Raw genomic sequence first — 22,246 nt, 5'->3', positions numbered from 1 at the left:
TTCCTGACAATCTTTACCAAGAATCTAGAGATTTTACGGTTGCTTTTTCCTGTGATACACACCGGAACTTTTAACCTTCATAAATAATCTTGATTTTTTTTACCCAGAAAGTTCCTATGAGTAATTCTTAATATATTGTTTATTAACCTCTTGGTTCATTCTGTTGTAGAAAATTATTTCGCAACTAAAAAATATAGATTCACTAATTAGTTAATTATAAATAGACTGCTTTCCCTAATACATCAGGGCTTTTTAATTTAACTTGTTGTCCCCCTGTCATTTGGATAAGAAAACTATTCTTGATAGTTGTGGGTCAATGGGTTGTCATAGTACATTTTTTTTCTGTGTTAAATCATCTTTAATTGATGACTGTTCATGTTCTTCCGTTTCGCAGCGCTTATATAAGCAGGCCTTAGTTATATCTGGCGTTTTTTGTGCGATCGTATCTTTTGTCTTGGCCTCTGTTATTTTCAGCGGCATTTCTGGACCAGTAATGATATTAGGTTTGGTAATCTCTTTAGTGCTTTGTGGAGCTTTACTAATCTCTGCTTTATATTATTCTAGACACCCTTATGTTATTATAACGCCTATCGTTGATTCTGGGACAAATGGTTCTATCTCCTCCTCTACTGAAGAGAGTTCTTCTTTAGATGAGTCTATAGAGGTTAGTGCTACATCTGTATCTGTATTGGATTCTACAATTGATGACAGAGAATCTTCTGATGACGATTTTGTTTTAGCTGAAACTCCAGAATCATATTCTGAGACTATTGCTGCATCTATGCTAGATTCCAGTACTGTTGGAGAGGAATTTTTTGATGAAGAATCGACTTCTATTTTAAATGCTGCATTTAATTTATCTTCCTCAATTGTTAGTGATGACTCTATTAAAGAAGAAGATAGTTTAGAAATAGATCTTGATTTAAGTTGGTTATATGATAGTCAATTAGTAATCGATGCAGAGGCTACAGTTGATGCTACAAGTTATGTAGGTGAAATGACGTCTCTTCCAAAAGGATTTCTTTCTATAGTAGCAAAAAATTATCCTAGAATCATCTATCAGATATGTATTCAGGAGTTCTTAACGATTCAAGAGCTACGCCTTCTTATAGACGGATTGATTGAGAGTAGAAAGCTTGAAAATTATCCCGAAAATCTCAGGATGAAATTACAAAGTTCCCGTTTATCTATTATGGAATTTGATTGTCGTGATATTGAGTTACAACCTCTGGATGAAATTTTACTAAAAGAATGCCCTTTCTATTTTCTCGATAAGTTGATTGCATTAGGGGATAGGGAATTGCCTATAGCAGAGAGAATATCTCCCGCTGTTTATTGGACCAGTCGTTTAGGATTTGTGAGTCAAATAAATACCATTGTCATTCCATCTGTTTGGATTTTATCTCGAGTGACAACCCGAGAAGAATACAAGATGATGCTCGATCATTCTAAGAATAATACATGGGAGCAAACTCGGGATTTAATTTCTCATTTACAGAATTGTCTAAAGGTTTATTTAGATAACGAATATCAGCCAAGTTTTTCTTGTACAAAGAGTAGTGTGGGGTGGGATTTAGGAACCTCCTCATGGCTCCTTTATCTATGTAAGCACGGAGTGAGTTGGGAGCAGTTGCAGTTGTTTACAAAAATAGATAGCCGTTCTGTAAATTTCCTCTATGAAATTGAACAACAAAGTCGAGGAGGGCATTTAGCAAGAAACATAGTCTCTGTTTTTGCATATATCAATGAGAAGAAAGAAAACTTTGATCCAAATATTGCGTTATTTACATGGGAAGAATGGATAGAAGATCAATCTGAAAGTTCTAGAAGAGGCGAAAGATGGAGAGCACATGAATCAACTATAAAGTTGTTAAATGCTAAACGAAATGAATTAGAAGCTCTTAAGGAGACGCCATTTGGTTGCGAAGAGTTAAGTGGGGTGCCGCGCTACACTTATGATTCTTGTACAGGAGCGATGGAGGTTTGATCATAGCTAATTTATATTAATTAGTATCAGTTCTTGATTGTTATAGTTGTCGGTTTTAAATAATCTAGGACTTGTGAATGATTTAGTGATGAGTAAATAACTTTATATTTTTTGAATTGCAAATATTTAGATTTGCCTCCTGGTATTAGTGAGGCAGGGCGTGAAAATATTTGGCATTATGCGGGATTTGTTTGCTTATCCTTTCTACTATACTTGCTATTCCTATTATCTATGAGATAATTCATTCTGTATTACTTCTTTGTCCGCTTTTTAGTTTATGCTTTGGTAATTTTCTTAGTTTCTGTGGGAATAACGCTACAGTTGAGAATGAAACCTCCTATTCCTGAGGGTTCCCTTACTGTTCTTGGCTAAGCCTACCCTAGTGTGATTTGCGAGTTGGTTTTTAAACAAAGATTCGAGTTACATGAGTTGCGTGATATTTTATTTCGATACGTCTAGGGTAAAAGCTGAAAAGTTTGGTTTTGAGTGGTTGCAAATAGTTTGTGGGGGAGTTGAGCGGTTAGATTTAGAAGATCTTTTATTTACGCATTTTCCTTTTTGTTTAATCAATGAGTTCATCCAATTGGGTCCTAGAGAATTTCCTGAATTAGAAGATTTAGACCTGCCAATTTATTGGCTCAACCGTCTATGTTTATCAGATGGTTTGGATACAGTATTCCATCCCTACGTGTGGATGTTTGCGTAATCTACTTTTCAAAATGAATACACACAATTGTTATTACATGCTCAAAACGCTACTTGGGATCGTATTGAACATATACGAGAGGATCCCTTACGGAGAAAAACAGCCGCACCTTGTCTACTCTATATGTGTAAGTATGGTGTAACTTGGGGGCAACTGAGTCTATTTAAGAAAATTTATATAAAGCCGTTATATTGCTTTATGATTCAGAAAGATCAGATGAAGGGGGGGGGGTAATCAACTCTATATCGAATTATATTCACGAAGATAATGAAGAGTTAGTTCAATTTTACTATTTATTGAATTTAATATGTTAAATAATTAACATATTTCAAGTCTTGTGTTGAAATAATATTTTCTTCCTCCTTCGCAATAGGTTTCTAATCTAAAACTTAGGGGATTTTTTTAGTAGGGTACCTATGACGTCACTAATCACTTCCCACCCCCATTTGTCTGAAGTAGTTCAAAAGGGGATTTGCTCTCGTTGTCCTGTGGATAAGTTATGTAAAAATGCTCTAAGAGTGGGCAGTGTATTTTGTTTAGCTCTTTCCATGGCATTTGCTATTGCTTTAATTTGTGTAGCAGCTCAGCCTGCTTTAATCATATGTTTAGTTATTTCTTTGGTTCTTACCTTAGTTCTCTTGGCAATATCCTTACGTCGTTATATACGACGTGAATTCGGGCCCTCCCTTCCTGAAGGTTTCCTATCAATAATAAAAAAAGAGTTTCCCGTATCTATTTACGAGCTAGTAGTTCAAGAGAGATTGACCCTTCAAGAACTACGTGTTGTTATTTCAGGTTTATCTTCTGGGGTGTTTACTTTTCCCTCGAAAAAATGCCGGGAGAAGTTAGAGAGATTTGGTCTTGAGCGTTTACAAAGCGCTTGTGAGGGTATTCAACTGCCCGATCTAGAGAAGATTCTTTTGAAAAATTGTCCTCTATATCTTTTAAGTAAGTTTATCCAACTAGGTCCTAAAGAGTTCCCTGAATCTGTCAATTTACCTCCGGAAGTATATTGGTTAAGTCGTTTAGGATTGTCAAGTAGCTACGTTGTATTTTTTAATTTTCATAATTGGGTTTTATCTCAAGTAGTGACTAAGGAAGAATATGAAATACTTTTGAAGCATGCGAAAGATTCTACTTGGGATCAGATTAAAGATTTAACTGAGAACTTAAGACTTCGTGTAAGAGAGGGTGTAGACAACTATTTTGTCGAACAGGATGGTTTGACTAAAGGTATGCTGAGATCTCTCATTGGTGGCTCCTGGTTATTGTATCTATGTAAACACGGTGTCTGTTGGGAACAATTGCAATTACTTAAAGAATTAGACTGTTCAAGTGTTGGCCTAATGGATGAATTCGAAATGTCTAGGAGAAGAGCTTGTTTGATGAAATCATACTTTTCTATTTCACCCTATGCTAATGAAAGTGATGTCGAGGCTTTTGACCCACACTTAATCTTATTTACTTTTAGAGAATGGAAGAAAGGTCTTGATTCCCATAAGTATAAAAAGGATTTTTATATTTATGATTGCACTATGGCTCTCTTAAGAAAACGCAGTCAAAATACTTTGCGAGAATGTAATACAAATAGAGATATCCCTTGTTTGCCTGAGCGCAATATAAATAGAGAGACGGGTGCGATCGTAGAGTAAAAATCTTTTAAGTTTAGACAGTAATGTAGGTTTTATTAAATCAGCTTTCTGGATTTGCTTTTCATCATTTCTCCGGTTGTAACTAACAATTTTATTTCAGATTTTCTAAGAAATAAAAAGTTCTGAGATGGATTGATTTTGCCTGTTGTTTTTAATTTTAGATGCGATTAAAAATTCCCGGATTTTTTTTGTTTCCAAAATTAAAAATAACTAGGTGGGTTATGACTTTAAAAACATATTCCCTGAGACACACTCCTTTCATTCTTTATCCTTAATAAATCTGGGAAAGAAGATGCGTTGCGTAATGGATACATTACGTAAGAATGCTTTAGCTATAACAGGAATATTTTGTTTTGTCTGTGCTGTTAGCTTTTTATCACTAGTTATCTATGGATTTTCTCATCCTTTACTTGTAATGGGTTTAGCTCTCTCTTTAGTTATTGTTGGGGTAACGGCCGCTTTGGCATTGTGTCATGCAATCCGTGAGTTAAAGCATCCTCTTCCTTCAGGGTTTCGTTCTCTTATAGAAGAATCTTATCCTAAAATTATTCATGATCTTGTCTTTAGTAAGACTCTTAATTTTCAAGAATTCCGCGCTGTTTTATTAGGATTGTCTTCGGGGAATTTTAATTTTCCTTCTGAGGATTGTAAAAATAGAGTGGAATCATTTGGTCTTGAGCGTTTGCAACAGGCCTGTGAGGGCATTCAATTGCCTGAGTTAGAGAACATTCTTTTAAAGAATTGTCCTTTGTGCCTGATAAATAAGTTCATTCACCTTGGCCCTAGGGAATATCCCGATGCTGAGCGTATGGAACCTACTGTGTATTGGGTGAATCGAGCAGGTTTATCGGATATAAATCAAACAGCGTTTCATCCTTTTGTTTGGCTGCTAGCACGTCTTATTTCTGAAGAAGAGTACGGTATGCTATCCCAACATGCAAGAAATAATACTTGGGGAGAGGTACGTAATTTTGTTGAAGAGCTAGATGTGCGATTTAGAACGTATTTAGAAAATAAAACTATAGAAGGGTTTGAACGAAGAGGATCATGGTTATTAGAAGATTTTAATAAATCACGTACTCCTTGGTTATTGGCGCTATGTAAACACGGGATTACCTGGAAGCAACTACAGTTATTTAAAGATATAGAATGCCGCCAGCTAGGTTTTCTCCATGCATTCGATACATCTCGTGTTGGGGGTATTCTAATGGAATTATTACTGATTACTTCTCCATACCTCGATGAAGAGAATCCAGAAAATTTTGATCCTAAAATAGCTTTACTTACATTGAAAGAGTGGATGCATTTCTATCATTATGACTCTCATCGTGTTTATGGTTTTCATAAAGGGACTTTGGAATTTTTTAACAAACACAGCAAACATAACTTGCAGAAGCAAAAACTTTCCTCGTCTCATCTTCATTACTATCTCATAGATCCCAATACGGGAGTAAGATATCGCTGACGAGCAATCTTGTTAACGCGAATGCTGACTCTGATTTGATGTTATATTATTGATTTTCTTAAGTTTTAAATAATCAATTTATATATGGGCAAAAAAATATTCTATTATCAATTACTATTTTATCTCCTAAATGTTTAATACATAATTTGTACTTAAAGATATTGTGTTAGCACTGAAAATGAGAATAGATAATCAAAAACCTATGGATACTAAGGCAGAAGATAGAGCTGCCGCATCCTCTGTTTCTAATAAATTTGCTAAATCTAAAATTTCTTACGCCTTAATAATATTAGTCACATTATTTGCCATTGGGATAATAGCGCTTTCTGTTGCTATTCCTGTATTAGGCTTAACACTTGGCATGGGATTTCCTTTAATTGCAGCAGCTACTTTTGGCTGTATTAGTGCATTGATTGGACTGCAGCGTATTTATGCACATAGAAGAAATCGTATTGTCGAAAATAAGAAAATCCCTAATAAATTGCGTGAGCGAATTTTTGCTAAATATCCTCGAGCTTTCCTATCTCATATACATAAAGAAGACAGTTCTATAGCTACAGTTTGTGTGTTAGATAAATACAATTTATCATTTGCTCAGCTTTATAGATTAGGAGTTTTAGCTTCTGGAGCGGATATAGATCCTTTTACAGATTCTCAAGAATTACTCGCAGCTTTTAATAGTTTATCTCAAGAATCTCGGGAAAATTTGGCAAATTTAATGCGTAATGGCGAATTGGATTTAGATTCTATCATTGAAGAGAATTGCCCATGCTATTGGTTGGAAACTTTTTCTTCTAAGGTTCTTCAGGATTATAACAGCGATGTCTTAAATAGTTTAATCATTGGGCAAATGGCGTTTTTGGGAATTTTTCATCCTCAATATTTACCAGTTTTCTCTTCAATAAGTATGCAAGACTATCGAACATTATCCGCAGCTATGAACCAATCCATGTATACTATCTGGAAAGAAGATGCTAATGTAAAAGCTATAGTAGATACAGCTTTAGCCACACAATCTTCTTTATCCAGAGAAGATAGAGAAGAGTTCCTGATTTGGTTATATTCAGGATTAGGGATTTGTACATTAAATACAGAAGCAAAAGCTTTGCTAAAAGATCTTAGCAATCATAAAGGTCAGTACTTAAATAAATTTTCAAAAAAACAGATTTGGAATCGTATTTTAGATATATCTACGGATGTCGATGATGTTGAATTTCAACCTAGCCTTGCCTATAAAACTTGGGAAGAATGGGTATAAAGCATTTACGTTTTTGATGTAATATTCAAGATAATCAACGCTGTTTTTTTAACCTATACGTGGTTTGCTAATATCCTAATTTGACCTTGCAAAGGTGATTATATTAGTATGATTTTGGCTTTTAGTTTTTGCATGACATGAGAGAGTTCTCGACATAAAAGCTATAGAGAATGGAACAAATAGAGGTATTGTGAAAGAGGATCCCTATTTAGAAGTAAAAAGACATTTAGCTCGTGAAGCTGCTGCTTTGGTGACCTCCGGAATGCTTTTAGGATTGGGAAGTGGTTCGACCTCTAGAGAATTCATCAAAGCTGTTGCTGAAAGGAAAAAGCAGGAGAATTTAGATATTCGTGCTGTGGCGTCTTCGAAAGAGTCTTATTCCCTAGCAAGTAGTTTAGGGATCCCCTTGATTGATGATGAAGAATTCATCAACACGGATCTTGCTGTTGATGGTGCTGATGAGATAGATCCCCAACTGCGGATGATCAAAGGTGGCGGTGGAGCCATTTTTCGAGAGAAGATACTACTGCAATCGAGTCAACGACGTTTGATACTTGCTGATGAGAGTAAAAGCGTTAAGGTTTTAGGGAAGTTTGGTCTTCCTGTGGAGATTAGTCCTTTTGGAAGATCTTCTATTATTGCTACCTTGGAGAATTTTGGATATCTGGGAAATTTAAGAAAGAATCCTCGTGGGGGATTTTTTATCACCAATAACGGGAATTATATTTACGATATTCATACTCCAAATGTATACCCCCATCCCGAGGAAGATCTCCTCAAGCTATTACAAATTCATGGTATTATTGAAGCAGGGTTTGTTATAGAGAATGTTGAGGTATGGTTGGGTTATACCAACGGTCAGATTGGCAAAAAGAACACCGGTGGATTATGAGTATAGAAAGAGAACTGCTCCAAGATACCCCTTTAGTTTTGCTTAACTTTTACAAGTTAGTCAGCTTTTGTCATTACGCAGGAATTGTCTTAGGTACCGAGGAGAAAAAATTTGCGATATACGGACATGCATCCATGGGCCAGGCATTTCATCACTCTGATTCCTCACACTTTTCTTTATCACGACCACTAACTCATGATCTCCTCAACTTTGTTTTTTCAGGTTTTGATATCCATGTGGTGCGTGTTGTCATTAATGATTACAAAGATAATGTATTTTATACACGCATGTTTTTAGAGCAAAAACAAGGAGATTTTCTCTATGTCACCGATGTTGATGCTCGCCCTAGCGACAGCATTTCTTTAGCACTTACACATAAAGTCCCTATTCTTTGTGTGAAATCTGTATTTGATGCTGCCATAGCTTACGAAGAATAAAATAATACGGTATCTTATGGCAAAAATTCCCTATGCTATTTTAGAGAAAGGCTCATTGTTATTGGCTTCTCCTGATACAGATCAGGGAGTCTTTGCTCGCAGTGTAATTTTATTATGTGAGCATAGCCTGAACGGTTCGTTCGGGCTCATTTTAAATAAGACATTAGGTTTAGAAATATCTGATGATATTTTTACTTTTGATAAGGTGTCTAATAACAATATCCGTTTTTGCATGGGAGGCCCTCTGCAGGCCAATCAAATGATGCTTTTGCATTCCTGTTCTGAAATTTCTGAACAGACGTTAGAAATCTGTCCTTCTGTATATTTAGGGGGAGATTTGTCTTTCCTACAAGAGATCGCTGCTAGTGAGTCCGGGCCAACGATAAACTTATGTTTTGGTTATAGTGGTTGGCAAGCAGGACAGCTAGAAAAAGAATTCCTAGAGGGGAATTGGTTTTTAGCTCCCGCAAGCTATGAGTATGTATTTTCTGATAATCCCGACAATCTCTGGTCTAGGATCCTTAAAGATTTGGGAGGGAAATACGCTTCACTATCCACAGTGCCTGAGAATCTTTTACTGAATTAGACTCAAGTTTTATTTAATTTCTAGTGAGGCTTTTCCTAGGTTTTAAAGTGGCTATGGCTCAAAATAACCCCGGATTTTCTTAGGGGGTTCTATGCCAGTTATCGATGAAACACCAATGACCTATACTGAAGCTTGTCGCTATTTTCCCGGAGGAGTAAATTCTCCAATACGAGCCTGTATTCCTGTGGGGATTGTTCCTCCTATTGTCTCTAGTGCTTCTAGAGATGTTTTCATAGATAGTTTTGGGAAAAACTTTATTGATTTTTGTGGATCTTGGGGATCGTTGATTCACGGTCACAGCCATCCAAAGATTTTAGATGCGCTTTGCAGTGCAGCATCTCAAGGAACCTCTTATGGACTCACTTCAGAAAATGAAATTTCTCTAGCCACCACTCTATTTTCTTGTTTGGGATTGCAAGATCATAAACTACGTTTTGTCTCTTCAGGAACGGAAGCTGCCATGACTTCTGTGCGTCTTGCCTGTGGAGTTACGCAACGCTCAGTGATGATTAAATTTTTAGGATGTTATCACGGACATGCTGATGTTTTGCTAAAGGGAATGACTATAGATGAGAATAATCTTATGGAAGTTCCCCATCTTGTAGATAGATATTTTTCTTCAGATCCTTGCTTACCCCTAACTTTAATCTTGCCCTACAATGATCTGAAGACTTTTGAAGAGGTAATGGAGAAGATAGGGGAACGCGTTGCTTGTGTGATCTTTGAACCTATAGCTATCAATATGGGTGTTGTTCTTCCTGAAGCCGGGTGGATTGAGAGCATTATAACCACATGCCGACGGTATGGAGCTTTATCGATTATGGATGAGGTTGTTACAGGATTTCGTATGGGGAGTCGAGGGATGCGCTCTATCCTCGATGTTACTCCCGATATTACTGTATACGGGAAGATTTTAGGCGGAGGGATGCCTGTTGCTGCCGTTCTAGCTCATCAAAGTATTATGGAGCATTTGATGCCTGTGGGAACAGTATTTCAGGCGGGAACTCTTTCAGGGAATCCTATTGCTATGGCTGCAGGGCAAGCTTCTATAGAGCTTTGTCAGGAGAGAGATTTTTATCCTAAGTTAGAAAATCTCACAGAAGGGTTCTTATCTCCTATAGAAGACTTCATTCGCTGTAAAGGATTTCCTATAGCATTGGTAAGAGCGGGTTCTATGTTTTCTTTCTTTTTTAGAGAAACCCCTCCTAGAAATCTCCGTGATGTGCAGGAATGTGATCAGAAGACCTTTGGGATATTTTATCGGCATGCCTTTTCTCGAGGGGTGTATTTGTCTCCAGCTTCTATGGAAGCGAGTTTTATTTCTTCTGTCCATAGTAGAGAAAATCTAGCCTATACGCAAAATGTCCTTATTGATAGTTTAGTGAAAACCTTCGAAGGTATTTAAGACGCAAGGTTTTCTCCATATTGTGAGGATATGAGCATGGAAACAAAAAAACGTTCTCGTATTTTCCGCGTATTATGTTTATTTCCTTTGGAATTAGGCAGATGGATGGGATTTACCTGTGCAGTAATCAAAAGTTGTTCATGGAAGAAAAGTTTATTTCGGTCTGTAAGCCTACAAGGCTATGATATTGGCGTTGCTTCTTTGCCTGTAGTTATGCTTACGGGAGCTGTCACAGGAATCGTTTTAGCTCTACAGTCCTATTATCAATTAGGCATTCATGGCTTGTCCTGCGCTATAGGATTTTTCGTTGTAAAAAGTATTTTAGTGGAAATTGGTCCTGTGCTTACAGCTCTCGCTCTTTCAGGAAGAGTGGGAGGAGCGATTTCTGCATTTTTAGGAACTATGCGCATGACAGAACAAGTTAGCGCTATGGAGACTTTAGGAGTGAATCCTTTAGAATACTTTGCTCTACCCAGGATCATTGCAGGGATTATTGCTATGCCTGCTTTGGTAATTGCTGCAGTATGGTCGGGGATCTTTTGTGGGTATTTGCTATGTCGTTATGCTTTTCAACTCCCTGCTCAGGTTTATTTACATATGGTATCGGGAAATGTATTGCTATCCGATATTGTGATGGTCATTGTTAAATCTTTAGTATTTGGATTTATCATTACCTCTTTAGCGTGTTATCAGGGCTTAGGGAAGCATTGTCGTATTACAGATGTGGCTAAGGTCACCACTGCGGGAGTGGTTACCTCCTACATCTCTATCTTATTCGCTAATTGTGTCATTACGTCATTTTTTCATGTTTTAGGTTGCTAGGGAAATGTATGGTAGAGCCCTGGATTTGTGTAGATCGTGTTTATAAGAGCTATTGCAATACCGAAGGTCAAGGCCATACGGTATTGCAGGGGATTTCTTTAGAGGTATTTCCTGATGAGCTTTTGGTGATTTTAGGTAAATCTGGGACAGGGAAAAGTGTCCTTCTTCGTCATATTATGGGATTAGAGATTCCTGATTCTGGAGAGGTGCGTTATGCTGAGGAACTTACCCATAAAGGACGTTTAAAAGATCTCACCATTGGTATGGTATTTCAAGGTGGCGCCCTTTTTGATTTTCTTTCTGTTCGAGAAAATATTGCCTTTGGGCTTCATGCGTATAATGAACGTTATAGGGTGTTTTCTAAAGGCGAGATAAATGCTAAGGTAGATCAAGCTTTAGCGAATGTAGGATTAAGTTATGCTGCAGAGTTTATGCCGAATAAGTTGTCGGGGGGTATGGTTAAGCGTGTCGCTTTAGCACGTTCCTTAGTTTATTCTCCCAAACTTGTTCTTTATGATGAGCCTACAGCGGGATTAGATCCTATGACGAGTCGAGAAATGACCCATCTGATTTTCCGTTTGCGTAAGGAACAGGGGATCGGAGGTATTGTGATTACCCATGATATTACATTAGCATTAACTCTTGCAGATCGTATTGCTATTCATCATGAAGGAACAATCCCCCTTATCTATACAAAGGAAGAATTTATACAAACGAATGATGTATTAGCGAGACAATTTTTCGCCAGTGAGTAACGTTGTGGCATGCCGGTTAAGGAGGGTAAGTGTCTAAAGAAGATCATAAATCAATATTTTTTGGATTATTCCTATGTGCGGGGATCTTAGGCTTATTTTCTGTAATGCTATTCACTCCTAAAAGTCGCGGAGATGGCAAACAAGAAATTCATGTAGCTTTTACCCATCTTAGTGGTGTAAGCAAGGGAATGAATGTCTGTCTTGCAGGGAAGATCGTAGGTTCTGTAGCTTCTGTACAAAATATTATGGATAGGGGAATCTGCGGGAAGTCCGGAGAGCTGTATTGTTATGAATTAGTATTGAAAATCGATTCGGGGATTTCTCTATATAAAGAGGATACTTTCGCTATGTATTCTCCTAAAATTATAGGAGAATCTATTGTGAATATTATTCCTGGAAAGATAAGAGATGAGAGCCATCGTCTTTATGCTCAGGATTTAGTTTGCGGACAGAATATTGATCCTATTGAGAAATTAATACAGTTTGTTGATAGGGCAGATAAAGCCTTAGAGAAACTTGAAGCTGAAACTACCCATCTCTATGCTAAAATAGCCACTTTACTTGATGAAGAAAAAGATACTTCATTAGTAAAGCAGGCACGATTAGCCACAGAGTCTATACATAAGAGCGCTGATAGATTGGCGGATTGTTTGGATAGTGTGCGTGTTGAGCGTATCGATGGGTTGATGGAAGATTGTAAAGATATTACTTCTGCTGTTAAAGATTACGGATTGTTGTATCAGTACAGCTCGCGATGGAAAAAACAGCGCAGAGCAAAAGACAAGAAGCAAAGTCTTGAGCAACAAGGGATTGCCTTGGAAAATAAGTAGATTTTTTGTGTTTTTTATGCAAAGAATATGTTTCAGGAGAGTATTAGGGCTATGGATAAGATATCAGATGCGGTTAGCGAAGCTCTAGAAAAAGCTTTTGAGCTCGCTCAATCAGCAAAAAATCCTTACGTAAGTGAAAACCATTTTCTCAAATGTCTTTTAGAGAATACGGAATCACTATTTTATTTGATAATTAAGGATATTCACAATAATCCTAAATTACTCACTTCTGCGGTAGATGAAGCGCTTTCTTTAGAACCTTCAGTTATTGAAGGCAGCGCTATGCCTAAGCCTTCGCCAGGACTGCAAAGTTTACTATTAGATGCGAAACAGGAGGCGAAAGATCTCGGAGATGAATACCTTTCTGGAGATCATGTACTGTTAGCTTTTTGGAAATCCAACAAGGAGCCTTTTGCTTCTTGGAAAAAAACGGTAAAAATATCCTTAGACGATCTTAAAAAACTCATTATTAATATAAGGCGTGGCAATCGTATGGACTCTCCTAGCGCTGAAAACAACCTTCGGGGCCTAGAAAAGTATTGTAAGAACCTAACTTTGTTAGCAAAGGAAGGCAAGTTAGATCCTGTGATTGGTAGGGATGAAGAAATTCGTCGTACTGTTCAAGTCTTATCACGTAGAACTAAGAATAATCCTATGCTTATAGGGGAACCAGGCGTGGGAAAAACAGCAATTGCTGAGGGATTAGCTCTGCGTATTGTTCAAGGTGATATTCCAGAAAGCTTAAAAGGGAAGCAGCTCTATGTTTTAGATATGGGAGCGTTAATAGCTGGAGCAAAGTATCGCGGGGAATTTGAAGAGCGCTTAAAAAGCGTTCTTAAAGATGTGGAGTCTGTCGATGGCGAGAGCATTTTATTTATCGATGAAGTGCATACTCTTGTAGGTGCTGGTGCTACCGACGGAGCCATGGATGCTGCGAATTTATTAAAGCCTGCTTTAGCGCGTGGTACTCTACATTGTATTGGTGCTACAACCCTGAATGAATACCAAAAGTATATTGAAAAAGACGCTGCTTTAGAAAGGCGTTTCCAACCTATTTTTGTCACAGAGCCTTCTTTAGAAGATGCAGTATTTATCCTTCGAGGTCTTCGTGAGAAGTATGAAATTTTCCATGGCGTACGTATTACTGAGGGAGCATTAAATGCTGCTGTTCTTCTTTCCTATAGGTATATTCCAGATCGTTTTCTTCCCGATAAGGCGATCGACTTAATAGATGAAGCTGCGAGCTTAATTCGCATGCAAATTGGTAGTCTACCGCTACCCATTGATGAGAAAGAACGTGAACTTGCCGCTTTGATTGTTAAGCAAGAAGCTATTAAGCGTGAAAAGGCTCCTTCATATCAAGAAGAGGCTGCGGCTATGCAACAGTCTATAGAGCAACTTAAAGAAGAGCTTGCTGCTTTACGCTTGCGTTGGGATGAGGAAAAGAAACTTATCACAGGTCTTAAAGAAAAGAAAAATTCTTTAGAAAATATGAAATTTTCTGAAGAAGAAGCAGAACGTGTTGCCGATTACAACCGTGTTGCAGAGCTACGCTATAGCTTAATCCCTGCTCTTGAAGAAGAAATCCGCGAGGATGAAGAAGCTTTAAATCAAAGGGACAATCGTTTGCTTCAAGAAGAGGTAGATGAGCGTCTTATTGCTCAGGTAGTGGCAAATTGGACAGGAATTCCTATTCAAAAGATGTTGGAAGGAGAAGCTGAAAAGCTTCTTGTTTTAGAAGAGTCTTTAGAAGAGCGTGTTGTAGGTCAGCCATTTGCCATTTCTGCTGTTAGTGATTCTATACGTGCTGCGCGTGTAGGACTGAGCGATCCACAACGTCCTTTAGGGGTGTTCCTGTTTTTAGGTCCTACCGGAGTCGGGAAAACAGAACTTGCTAAAGCTTTAGCTGATCTTTTGTTTAACAAAGAAGAGGCTATGGTGCGTTTTGATATGACTGAATATATGGAAAAACATTCCGTATCTAAGTTGATAGGATCACCTCCAGGTTATGTAGGCTATGAAGAAGGAGGAAGTCTTTCTGAGGCTTTACGTCGCCGTCCTTATTCTGTAGTGCTTTTCGATGAAATCGAAAAAGCAGATAAGGAAGTCTTTAATATTCTTCTGCAGATTTTTGATGAGGGAATTCTTACAGATAGTAAGAAGCGTAAGGTAAACTGTAAAAACGCTTTATTCATTATGACCTCAAATATAGGTTCTCAAGAACTTGCTGATTACTGCGCGAAGAAAGGTAGTCGGGTAAGTAAAGAGACCGTATTATCCGTAGTGGCTCCCACATTAAAAAAATACTTCAGTCCAGAGTTCATCAATCGTATTGATGATATCCTTCCTTTTGTGCCTTTAAATACTGAAGATATTGTTAAGATAGTCGGTATTCAAATGCGTAGGGTTGCGCAACGTTTGTTAGAAAGACGTGTAACGTTAACTTGGGATGATTCTGTGATTCTTTATTTAAGTGAACAGGGTTATGACAGTTCTTTTGGAGCACGACCTTTAAAACGGCTCATTCAACAAAAAGTAGTTACGCTATTATCAAAAGCGCTACTTAAAGGTGATATCAAATCTGATACTTCTATAGAGCTTACGATGTCTAAAGATGTCTTGCTATTCAAAAAAATAGAAGGCTAGTTCTTAAATACAAGCGCCGTTTATCTATTGTTTTAGATCCTCTCTCATATGATAGAGGGTCTTTTTTTTTATTGCGGTGTGGTTGTGGGGCATAAGTAGGCCCTGCCCCGGATGGGGCAGGGGAGGTGGTTGGAATTAGAACTGGATCTTAGATCCGAGGTCTACGTTATAGGTTCTAGAAGAGCCTCTGAGCTCGAAACCAAACTGGCTAAAGATTTCAAAGTTAGAAGATAAGGAAAGATAATTTCCTGCTTTTACAATGAAAGCATGTCTAGCTAGGTTTGTTGCTTTAGTTAACCAAACAGCTGTGGTTGGGCTAACGAGCAGAGACGTTTTACAATCAGGGTTGCTTCTTACAAGATCCGGAGCATAAGCCAAAGTTACATTGTAGGAAGCTATGTCATTGTCAGAGAATCTCTCAAACTTCACGCCGATAGGCATGGAGAGGTTTGTGAGATCGCTGCTTTCAAAGTATCTTCCTTCAGTGCTGTTATTTTCTTTAAAGTCCTCTTGGTGAGCATAAACCAATTGGAATCTTAAGAAAGGAGAGTACATATCAAATAAGGAAGAATAGGGAGATTCAATAGGCACAGTAGCACCGAGTTCCACTCCGAAGCAGTCGTTACCCCAATCACCCTTGATCTCTGGGTAGACGACGCCTTGTGGAGCGTATTTAGTCGTCATATTTGTCTTCATGTCGTTAGACGTGTGACTATACGTTAACTGTGCATTGAGTACTAACGGAGCTTGCGCGCCGAGAGTAGATTGTAGCAGGTTATCCCAAGCATCCCAGAAGGAGGTATGCTGATAATAAATAGATCCTGCGTAGATATTAGAATTATTCTTAGAGACTAAGTAATCTTTATCCCTTCCAAAGAGTTGGCAGAAAGCGGCGCTGAAGACATCATCGGAAAGTGTTTTGGCATACGCTCCCAATACATATCCAGCACTATGGTGACGAAACTTGCGTTTTGTCTCCGTTCCGCTTTTCTGTAAGAAGTTAGCTAATCCCGATGCCCAGAGGCCTCTTTGATAGTCAGCACCATTGACACTAATATCCATGAGGTTTTGAATGGCGCGTACATCTGAGAACGATCCCCATAAGGTATTAGGGACTAGAGGTCCTTGACGTTCAGGGTTAGGGTTATAGCCAGTTTGTTGCCAAGCTAAAGTAGCTAGTTGTGAGGTTGTGGCTGTGCCTTGTGCCCAGGATGTTGTCCAGAGACCTTGATAGCCATAATGAGCGGCTGGAGCATGGTCAGTTAGATGAGTTGTTGGGATTGTAGGTGTTCCTGTACCATTAGCTTTAGCTTCTATAATAGAAGGAAATTCTCGTGTTGTGGAGAAGACTGGATATTCGTAGCCGTTTCCGTCGGCATCGACTAAATTAAGAGAGGAGATTGTAACACTTTTGTTGGTTCCTTCAGCTGAGATTTGTGCTGCCAGAGGTACCCCCCCCCCCCCCAATGAGGCGGTATTGATAACCAGATTGCTTAGGGAAATATCTTCTGTGGTTGAGGTTAGATTGGTCCCCGCATCCATCTCAATAGCGCCGCCGGATTGGGTGATTTGCTTTGCTGACACTGTTACGCCATTTTTAAGTACAAAAGATCCAGATCCTACTGTGAGGGGTTGTTTGAAAAAGGATTTCAAATTGTCTGTAACTTGTTTTTCATCTTCTGTGAGCTTTTCTCCAGAAAAGACAATACGACCGGAATAGGTTGCAGCTCCGTCAGCTTTATTGATTTCTAATGTATCAGTGTCGCTGCCATTATTGGCGATTGGATCGTAAAAGAAAACGCCAAAACCATCTCTAGCTCTTAACTGAGAGAACTTCCCTCCAGAGCCTAAATCGATAGAGTTTCTTTTCGTTGAAGGAGTGCCCGTGGTTATTATTTTATTTCCATCAAAAATAATATCCCCATTTTCGGCAGTTAAGCTACATTCGCTGTCTGCATCAGCTATGCAAATAGCCCCGCCTTTAGGGTCAGCAGCTTTAGAGGTTGAATTATTAGAGAATAGGGTTGGCCCTCCAGAGATGATGGAGAGTTTTTTCGCATAAATAGCCCCACCTTCTTGCTGAGAAGAATTTCCAGAGAACAACAGATATTTATTTCCTTCGAATTTTAGCTCGGCATTGGTGCCTGTATCACATTTGATAGCCCCACCTTTCTCGGTTGAACAGTTTTTTTCGAAAATAATTTTGTCGTTATTGCTGAAAGTAGTTACCCCTTTGGATTGAATAGCCCCTTGTTCAGTAGTTCCTGGAGGACAATAAGAACATGAAAATAAAGAAAATCCAGAGATTGATAACGTCTTATCATTGGCACTTACTTCAATAGCTGCTGGCTTAGCTGTAGCAGTAATATTATCAAAGCAAAGAGAATAGCCCTGTCCTAGAAAAGTAAGATTTTCTGTAGTCTCTGTGAAACAGCTCTTTGTTAAAGGTGTTGTTTTCCCTGCATAAGTAATACATACATTGCCGTTACAAGTATATTCAGCACCTGTTGATGTTTCTTTGGGTACGAATGGAGTCGTTGTTGTGTTTCCATTATAACTATCAGAGGAATTTAGAGTCTCTTGAACTGCTGCTGCAAAGCTCGAGGAGGTTGAAGCGAGCAGCCCCGAAGACACTAAGAACCAGTAAACTGGATGTTTCATGTTTTATGCTCTTGGGTAATTTGATATTATGTCCACCCGATCACAAAAATGATTAAAAGTCAAGGGAATCGGCTTCGCTTTCTTGAGGTGATAAATTTCATAAGTGTGTATTTGTCATTGAAAAGATGGAGAGCCTTTCGGAAGATCATGAAATAAGAATGATCGAATATTTCTTTTCATAATCCATTGTTAAGTTAACCATTTAACAAATAAAGAATCAAAATATGAGAGAGACTCTGGTATAGTTATTGTTCAGTATGAAAGTTAGATGAAAGATACTTAGGAAAGAATGTTTATGATGCCAAGGCTACTTTGTGTTTTTCTTATGCTTGTTATTGCTGTAGAAGGTATTGGATCAAAGGCATTTTGTGAAGATAGAGCTATTGCACAAAATACACATGATGCTTTCTGGAATCTCGATCCCTATTGTTTGGAGAGCTTATGTGCATATTTTGTAACACATGGCGATAAGCAAAGTAGACAAAAACTGGCAAATTTTTTCCCTCAGCTAACAACTGGTGAGTTAGCAACCCTATCGAATTGCGTTTTATTATCTAAAAATCCTAACTATATTTTTTCACCTGAAGATATTGCAGTTATGAAAAAACTATCTCTTCCCGGGGTCGTCTTTTTATGTAATTCTGAAGGTAACCATCTTCCTGAAAAAGATCTTGCCCGTGCTTTAGTACTTGCTGAATTTCCTGGAGAAGAGGGGATGCGTAAGGCAGAGCATTATACTCGTTATCTAGATATTCTGGCGTTGCGTGCCTATATTGAACGTCAAAGGTATTTAGATAGAGAACATTATGTTTTAGGTTCAGAAGGTTTTCATAAGGCAACGATAGAAGCTCTGAATACGATTCTTTTTTATGAAGAGGGGATTCGTTACCCATCAAAAAATGAAATGTTTTCCGATGAGTTTTCTTTTTTATCTTCTGTTGCGGATAGAAAATTCGGGGTTTGCTTGGGTGTTTCTTCCCTATACCTCTCCCTAGCGCAACGCTTGGAGCTTCCTTTAGAATCTGTCACACCTCCAGGGCATATCTACTTAAGATATGGTGGGGGAAAAATCAATATTGAAACTACCGCAGGAGGAAGACATCTTCCTACGGAACAATATTGTGAGTGTTTGAATGTTGATGAGTTGCGCGTACGTTGTGAAAAAGATCTTATAGGCTTAACATTTATCAACCAAGGATCTTTTGCTTTGCAAAAGCAACAATATCATGAAGCTGATCTCGCTTATGAAAAAGCTAAAGAGTATGTAGATGACGATGACCTCCAGGAGCTTATGGGCGTTGTGAAAATTCTCAAAGGTCAGAAGAAAGCAGGCGAAGCTCTTCTTAAGAGTTCTTCTCAAGCGCAATCTGTAGGATCCGTAGCGTATGATTATTTACAGGGGAATATTGATAAAGCAACTCTAAAGCTATTGTTTACTCATCCAGGATCTACCTATGACGAGGTCCTCTCCTATCAAGAGGCATTAAAAAAGGCTATACGGCGTTCTCCAAAATGTAGCGAATCTCGCCGTAGACTGGCTTCTGTTCTCTTGCATCTTGGAAAAACCGCAGAAGGTGTGGCTCTTTTAGAGCAGTGTGCTAAAGAGTCTGTAGATGATATCGCACTCCATCTGAAGCTATCTAGGATACTTTGTGATCGTCATGATTATGAGAAAGCTCAAAACTATTTTTTAATAGCGGAAAAGCTCCTTGTCGCTAAAGGCTTGCAGAGTGGGGATAAGAAATCCTTCACTTTGTATCATGACATTCGTCAAAAAATATTTTTAATAGCGCCTTAATATGAATATTTTGATTTATTGAGATTAATATTATTTTTCTATATAGTTAATCGTCTTTTATTTATAAAATACGTGTTTTATGAGAGTTAATATAGAAAAAACTGTAACTTCTGTTCAGATGTCTTCTCAACAGATCCGCAGTAAATGTGATAATCTCACAGCAGAGATAAGTAAGATGCGGGTCGTTCCTACATATAGAGTAGGTATTGAGATCGCTGCCGCTATTTTAGGAGCTGTGTGCTTAATTTTAGCTGCTATCGTTGCTGCTGGGGTTTTGGCTGTTGGCTGTATATGCCTGATGCCTTTGGCATTTTCTCTGGGATCAGCTTTATTGACCTTTGCTGTTACATCCGTGGTTTTGAGGCAGGGTGAGTTGCGACGTGAGAGATGCTGGAGAAGTCATGCGCTGCGTTGGAATTCCTTCGCAAATGATTTGTATACTGCTCTTGAAACGGCGAGGCAAAAAAGAAGTCCGCGATTACCTTCTTCTGTAAGTGCGCAATCTTGTTAAACAGCTAATTATTTTTTATTAGCACGTATTTATTTGCGTACCTTAAGGTATTTTGCAAGAATTTTTATTATCGATATATTGGGTGTTTTATGTCTTGTAAACAAGTGATGTCAGACATACGCGAGGGTTTAGGTTGTAGTGGTTTTAGCTCGAAGTATCTTGTAAAACCGCAACTTTCTGTGAATATTGTTCGTGTTATTATGACGCTTGTGACCTTGCTGCTTGGCTTTGGTGCTTTAATTTGTGGTATTGGGACATGTACCGCAGCATCTTTCACCGCTATGTCATTGGCTGGTGGCGCTGCTATAGTTTTAGGATTTGTTATGCTAATGTTGGCACTTTACTGGAGCTATGGTGTATTTTCTAGCTTCCAAGCTAGAAAATCTGATCTGATCAGAAATAGTCAGGATGTTTAATTCCTGTCTCTGATGGTCTCCTTATCATTTAAGGTGTGTTAGGTAAACGACACAAGTGATTAACAGCCGTTCTGTGATCTTTAAGGTCATAAGAGCGGCTTTTTTATGGAAATTCCCTGCGGTAGTGTGTTCTCAGGGGTGTTGGATTAGATCGAATCTCTTCTTTAGCTATGTGTGGGTTAGATTGGTGTGGGGAATAAGCGGTTTTTCTTTTTTTTGACTGTCTTTTACAAGTGCCTTCACAAGCTAGTTTCAAGCCTGTGAGGCGCTTTGTCAAGTTATATTTTTATATACTTAAAACTTAACATTTTATATCGTTGCTCTGAATTTTAAAAAAAAAGGGAGATAATCATGAGCTGCATGACAAATGTTAAAGAGGTTTGTGGTGGATTAGGAAAAATTGACTTGTCTCGAGAAGCTGTTCCTGCTTTTGATAAAAGTCGCCCATGTTCAAGCATATCTAGAGCTGCTATTTGTGCTTTAGTAGCTATTATGGCAATTGCATCTATAATCGTCGGTTGTATTTGCTGCGCTAGTGGTGGAACAGCTCTTGCTTGCGGCGTGCTTTCTATTGCTTTGGCATTACTTGGTCTTTCTTGGGCTGCTATTGTCTTAAAACATATGTTTTGTAAGCAGGTTGTTAATGAGAATACTCCCATAGAGCTCCATGCTGAAGAACTCCATGCTGAGAATGCTCCCGTAGAGCTCCGTGCTGAGTAAGGCGGTCTTTCATTAAAGATCCCTGTCTTTCATAATTTAATAGAACTTATGCTCAGCGTAGCTAGGTATGGGTAATGTTTTATGAGAGCAGAAACATAAGTTTATTTTGACGCAGATCATTTAAATAAACAAAATCTTGCAGCGGGATTATCCGCCGCAAGATTATTTCTTTTCGGTAATTTTCAATCAGAGGAGAATCTCTGATTGCATGTTTGAATCCTGTTTATATAATCTATAAGCTGTCTCTAGATACTTAATGAAAATAGAGGGGTTTTGATGCCTTTTATTCAGAATGCGAAAGATGTTATTGGTGGTTTAGGGAGTTGTGATCTATCCGTAGAAAAAATCCCTGCTTTTCGAGCAGAACGTAAATGTGTAGATATTAGCAGAGTTGTGATTACTGTTATTGGCGCTATATTTGCTATTGCTATTTTAGTCCTTGGAGTTACAGCTTTGAATTTATATTGTCCAACTTCAGTGTTGGCAGGTGGATGCGCAATTGTTTTGGGTATCCTCTTTTTATCTTGGGTTGTAGTAATGACTCTGCGTTTATGTGGTGTTGGGAAAATAACTAAAGAACCTCTGGCAAGAAATCTTGTTGCAGAAGAGCCCGCCAGTCAATCTGTGATTAGTGAATAGACTGTGATGTGTTTCTAGTTGTCATGTTGTTTGAATGGCAATAGAGCGTAACTAACTGTA

The 22,246-nt window shown here is 38.3% G+C and carries 19 protein-coding genes; 18 read left to right on the top strand and 1 reads right to left on the bottom strand.

Going from position 1 to position 22,246, the window contains the following annotated elements; all coding sequences use genetic code 11:
- Nucleotides 1–262 precede the first annotated feature (262 nt).
- From CCA_RS03215 to CCA_RS03155, 13 genes are all read left to right on the top strand, one after another.
- Complete coding sequence (locus CCA_RS03215) at nucleotides 263–1,987, top strand: DUF1389 domain-containing protein (protein WP_157850888.1); 1,725 nt, start codon at nucleotides 263–265, stop codon at nucleotides 1,985–1,987.
- A gap of 424 nt (nucleotides 1,988–2,411) precedes the next feature.
- Complete coding sequence (locus CCA_RS05170) at nucleotides 2,412–2,693, top strand: DUF1389 domain-containing protein (protein ID WP_011006595.1); 282 nt, start codon at nucleotides 2,412–2,414, stop codon at nucleotides 2,691–2,693.
- Nucleotides 2,694–3,109: 416 nt separating this feature from the next.
- The gene (locus CCA_RS03205; protein ID WP_011006593.1) at nucleotides 3,110–4,345 is read left to right on the top strand and encodes a DUF1389 domain-containing protein; all 1,236 of its coding nucleotides are present in this window, start codon (nucleotides 3,110–3,112) and stop codon (nucleotides 4,343–4,345) included.
- A 292-nt stretch (nucleotides 4,346–4,637) separates the two neighbouring features.
- Nucleotides 4,638–5,810 (top strand): DUF1389 domain-containing protein, encoded by a 1,173-nt coding sequence (locus CCA_RS03200; RefSeq protein WP_157850887.1) that lies wholly within the window; start codon nucleotides 4,638–4,640, stop codon nucleotides 5,808–5,810.
- Between the two features lie 163 nt (nucleotides 5,811–5,973).
- Nucleotides 5,974–7,068 carry a DUF1389 domain-containing protein gene (locus CCA_RS03195; protein WP_011006590.1) on the top strand — a complete coding sequence of 365 codons (1,095 nt, stop codon included), beginning with the start codon at nucleotides 5,974–5,976 and terminating at the stop codon, nucleotides 7,066–7,068.
- 190 nt (nucleotides 7,069–7,258) lie between these two features.
- Nucleotides 7,259–7,960, top strand: a complete 702-nt coding sequence (rpiA, locus tag CCA_RS03190; RefSeq protein WP_011006589.1) for a ribose 5-phosphate isomerase A — start codon at nucleotides 7,259–7,261, stop codon at nucleotides 7,958–7,960.
- Nucleotides 7,957–8,397, top strand: a complete 441-nt coding sequence (locus CCA_RS03185; protein WP_011006588.1) for a bifunctional nuclease family protein — start codon at nucleotides 7,957–7,959, stop codon at nucleotides 8,395–8,397. Before rpiA ends, CCA_RS03185 begins: the two co-directional genes overlap by 4 nt.
- 16 nt (nucleotides 8,398–8,413) lie before the next feature.
- A complete protein-coding gene (locus CCA_RS03180; RefSeq protein WP_011006587.1) occupies nucleotides 8,414–8,983 on the top strand; it encodes a YqgE/AlgH family protein in 570 nt (189 codons plus the stop codon).
- A gap of 91 nt (nucleotides 8,984–9,074) precedes the next feature.
- On the top strand, nucleotides 9,075–10,388 hold the full coding sequence (locus tag CCA_RS03175; RefSeq protein ID WP_011006586.1) for an aspartate aminotransferase family protein: 1,314 nt from the start codon (nucleotides 9,075–9,077) through the stop codon (nucleotides 10,386–10,388).
- 36 nt (nucleotides 10,389–10,424) lie between these two features.
- Nucleotides 10,425–11,210 (top strand): MlaE family ABC transporter permease, encoded by a 786-nt coding sequence (locus tag CCA_RS03170; protein ID WP_041462219.1) that lies wholly within the window; start codon nucleotides 10,425–10,427, stop codon nucleotides 11,208–11,210.
- An 8-nt stretch (nucleotides 11,211–11,218) separates the two neighbouring features.
- Complete coding sequence (locus CCA_RS03165; RefSeq protein ID WP_011006584.1) at nucleotides 11,219–11,965, top strand: ABC transporter ATP-binding protein; 747 nt, start codon at nucleotides 11,219–11,221, stop codon at nucleotides 11,963–11,965.
- Between the two features lie 29 nt (nucleotides 11,966–11,994).
- Nucleotides 11,995–12,795, top strand: a complete 801-nt coding sequence (locus CCA_RS03160; protein ID WP_011006583.1) for an MlaD family protein — start codon at nucleotides 11,995–11,997, stop codon at nucleotides 12,793–12,795.
- Nucleotides 12,796–12,846: 51 nt separating this feature from the next.
- Nucleotides 12,847–15,441, top strand: coding sequence for an ATP-dependent Clp protease ATP-binding subunit (locus CCA_RS03155; RefSeq protein WP_011006582.1), 2,595 nt, complete (start codon nucleotides 12,847–12,849; stop codon nucleotides 15,439–15,441).
- 135 nt (nucleotides 15,442–15,576) lie between these two features.
- Here CCA_RS03155 and CCA_RS03150 read toward each other — a convergent pair whose 3' ends face one another.
- Nucleotides 15,577–18,102 carry an autotransporter domain-containing protein gene (locus tag CCA_RS03150; protein ID WP_011006581.1) on the bottom strand — a complete coding sequence of 842 codons (2,526 nt, stop codon included), beginning with the start codon at nucleotides 18,100–18,102 and terminating at the stop codon, nucleotides 15,577–15,579.
- A gap of 295 nt (nucleotides 18,103–18,397) precedes the next feature.
- Here CCA_RS03150 and CCA_RS03145 point away from each other — a divergent pair, with 295 nt between their 5' ends.
- From CCA_RS03145 to CCA_RS03125, 5 genes are all read left to right on the top strand, one after another.
- A complete protein-coding gene (locus tag CCA_RS03145; RefSeq protein ID WP_041462280.1) occupies nucleotides 18,398–19,900 on the top strand; it encodes a transglutaminase family protein in 1,503 nt (500 codons plus the stop codon).
- A 79-nt stretch (nucleotides 19,901–19,979) separates the two neighbouring features.
- Nucleotides 19,980–20,411 (top strand): inclusion membrane protein IncD, encoded by a 432-nt coding sequence (incD, locus tag CCA_RS03140; protein WP_011006579.1) that lies wholly within the window; start codon nucleotides 19,980–19,982, stop codon nucleotides 20,409–20,411.
- A gap of 89 nt (nucleotides 20,412–20,500) precedes the next feature.
- Nucleotides 20,501–20,827: a hypothetical protein gene (locus CCA_RS03135; protein WP_011006578.1), complete on the top strand. Its 327-nt coding sequence runs from the start codon at nucleotides 20,501–20,503 to the stop codon at nucleotides 20,825–20,827.
- A gap of 351 nt (nucleotides 20,828–21,178) precedes the next feature.
- Complete coding sequence (locus CCA_RS03130) at nucleotides 21,179–21,547, top strand: hypothetical protein (protein WP_011006577.1); 369 nt, start codon at nucleotides 21,179–21,181, stop codon at nucleotides 21,545–21,547.
- Between the two features lie 276 nt (nucleotides 21,548–21,823).
- The gene (locus CCA_RS03125) at nucleotides 21,824–22,186 is read left to right on the top strand and encodes a hypothetical protein (protein WP_193328799.1); all 363 of its coding nucleotides are present in this window, start codon (nucleotides 21,824–21,826) and stop codon (nucleotides 22,184–22,186) included.
- Nucleotides 22,187–22,246 lie beyond the last annotated feature (60 nt).

Source organism: Chlamydia caviae GPIC (assembly GCF_000007605.1).
GTDB classification, from domain to species: Bacteria; Chlamydiota; Chlamydiia; order Chlamydiales; family Chlamydiaceae; genus Chlamydia; species Chlamydia caviae.
The sequence above is the reverse complement of the archived record's forward strand: the minus strand, read 5'-3'. Positions and strand labels throughout refer to the sequence as shown.

Coding starts and splice junctions, on each gene's coding strand:
- CCA_RS03125 (WP_193328799.1), top strand. CDS start 21,824: ATGCCTTTTATTCAGAATGCGAAAGATGTTATTGGTGGTTTAGGGAGT.
- CCA_RS03205 (WP_011006593.1), top strand. CDS start 3,110: ATGACGTCACTAATCACTTCCCACCCCCATTTGTCTGAAGTAGTTCAA.
- CCA_RS03135 (WP_011006578.1), top strand. CDS start 20,501: ATGTCTTGTAAACAAGTGATGTCAGACATACGCGAGGGTTTAGGTTGT.
- CCA_RS03145 (WP_041462280.1), top strand. CDS start 18,398: ATGATGCCAAGGCTACTTTGTGTTTTTCTTATGCTTGTTATTGCTGTA.
- CCA_RS03170 (WP_041462219.1), top strand. CDS start 10,425: ATGGAAACAAAAAAACGTTCTCGTATTTTCCGCGTATTATGTTTATTT.
- CCA_RS03180 (WP_011006587.1), top strand. CDS start 8,414: ATGGCAAAAATTCCCTATGCTATTTTAGAGAAAGGCTCATTGTTATTG.
- CCA_RS03130 (WP_011006577.1), top strand. CDS start 21,179: ATGAGCTGCATGACAAATGTTAAAGAGGTTTGTGGTGGATTAGGAAAA.
- CCA_RS03165 (WP_011006584.1), top strand. CDS start 11,219: ATGGTAGAGCCCTGGATTTGTGTAGATCGTGTTTATAAGAGCTATTGC.
- incD (WP_011006579.1), top strand. CDS start 19,980: ATGAGAGTTAATATAGAAAAAACTGTAACTTCTGTTCAGATGTCTTCT.
- CCA_RS03155 (WP_011006582.1), top strand. CDS start 12,847: ATGGATAAGATATCAGATGCGGTTAGCGAAGCTCTAGAAAAAGCTTTT.
- CCA_RS03200 (WP_157850887.1), top strand. CDS start 4,638: ATGCGTTGCGTAATGGATACATTACGTAAGAATGCTTTAGCTATAACA.
- CCA_RS05170 (WP_011006595.1), top strand. CDS start 2,412: ATGAGTTGCGTGATATTTTATTTCGATACGTCTAGGGTAAAAGCTGAA.
- CCA_RS03175 (WP_011006586.1), top strand. CDS start 9,075: ATGCCAGTTATCGATGAAACACCAATGACCTATACTGAAGCTTGTCGC.
- CCA_RS03150 (WP_011006581.1), bottom strand. CDS start 18,102: ATGAAACATCCAGTTTACTGGTTCTTAGTGTCTTCGGGGCTGCTCGCT.
- CCA_RS03185 (WP_011006588.1), top strand. CDS start 7,957: ATGAGTATAGAAAGAGAACTGCTCCAAGATACCCCTTTAGTTTTGCTT.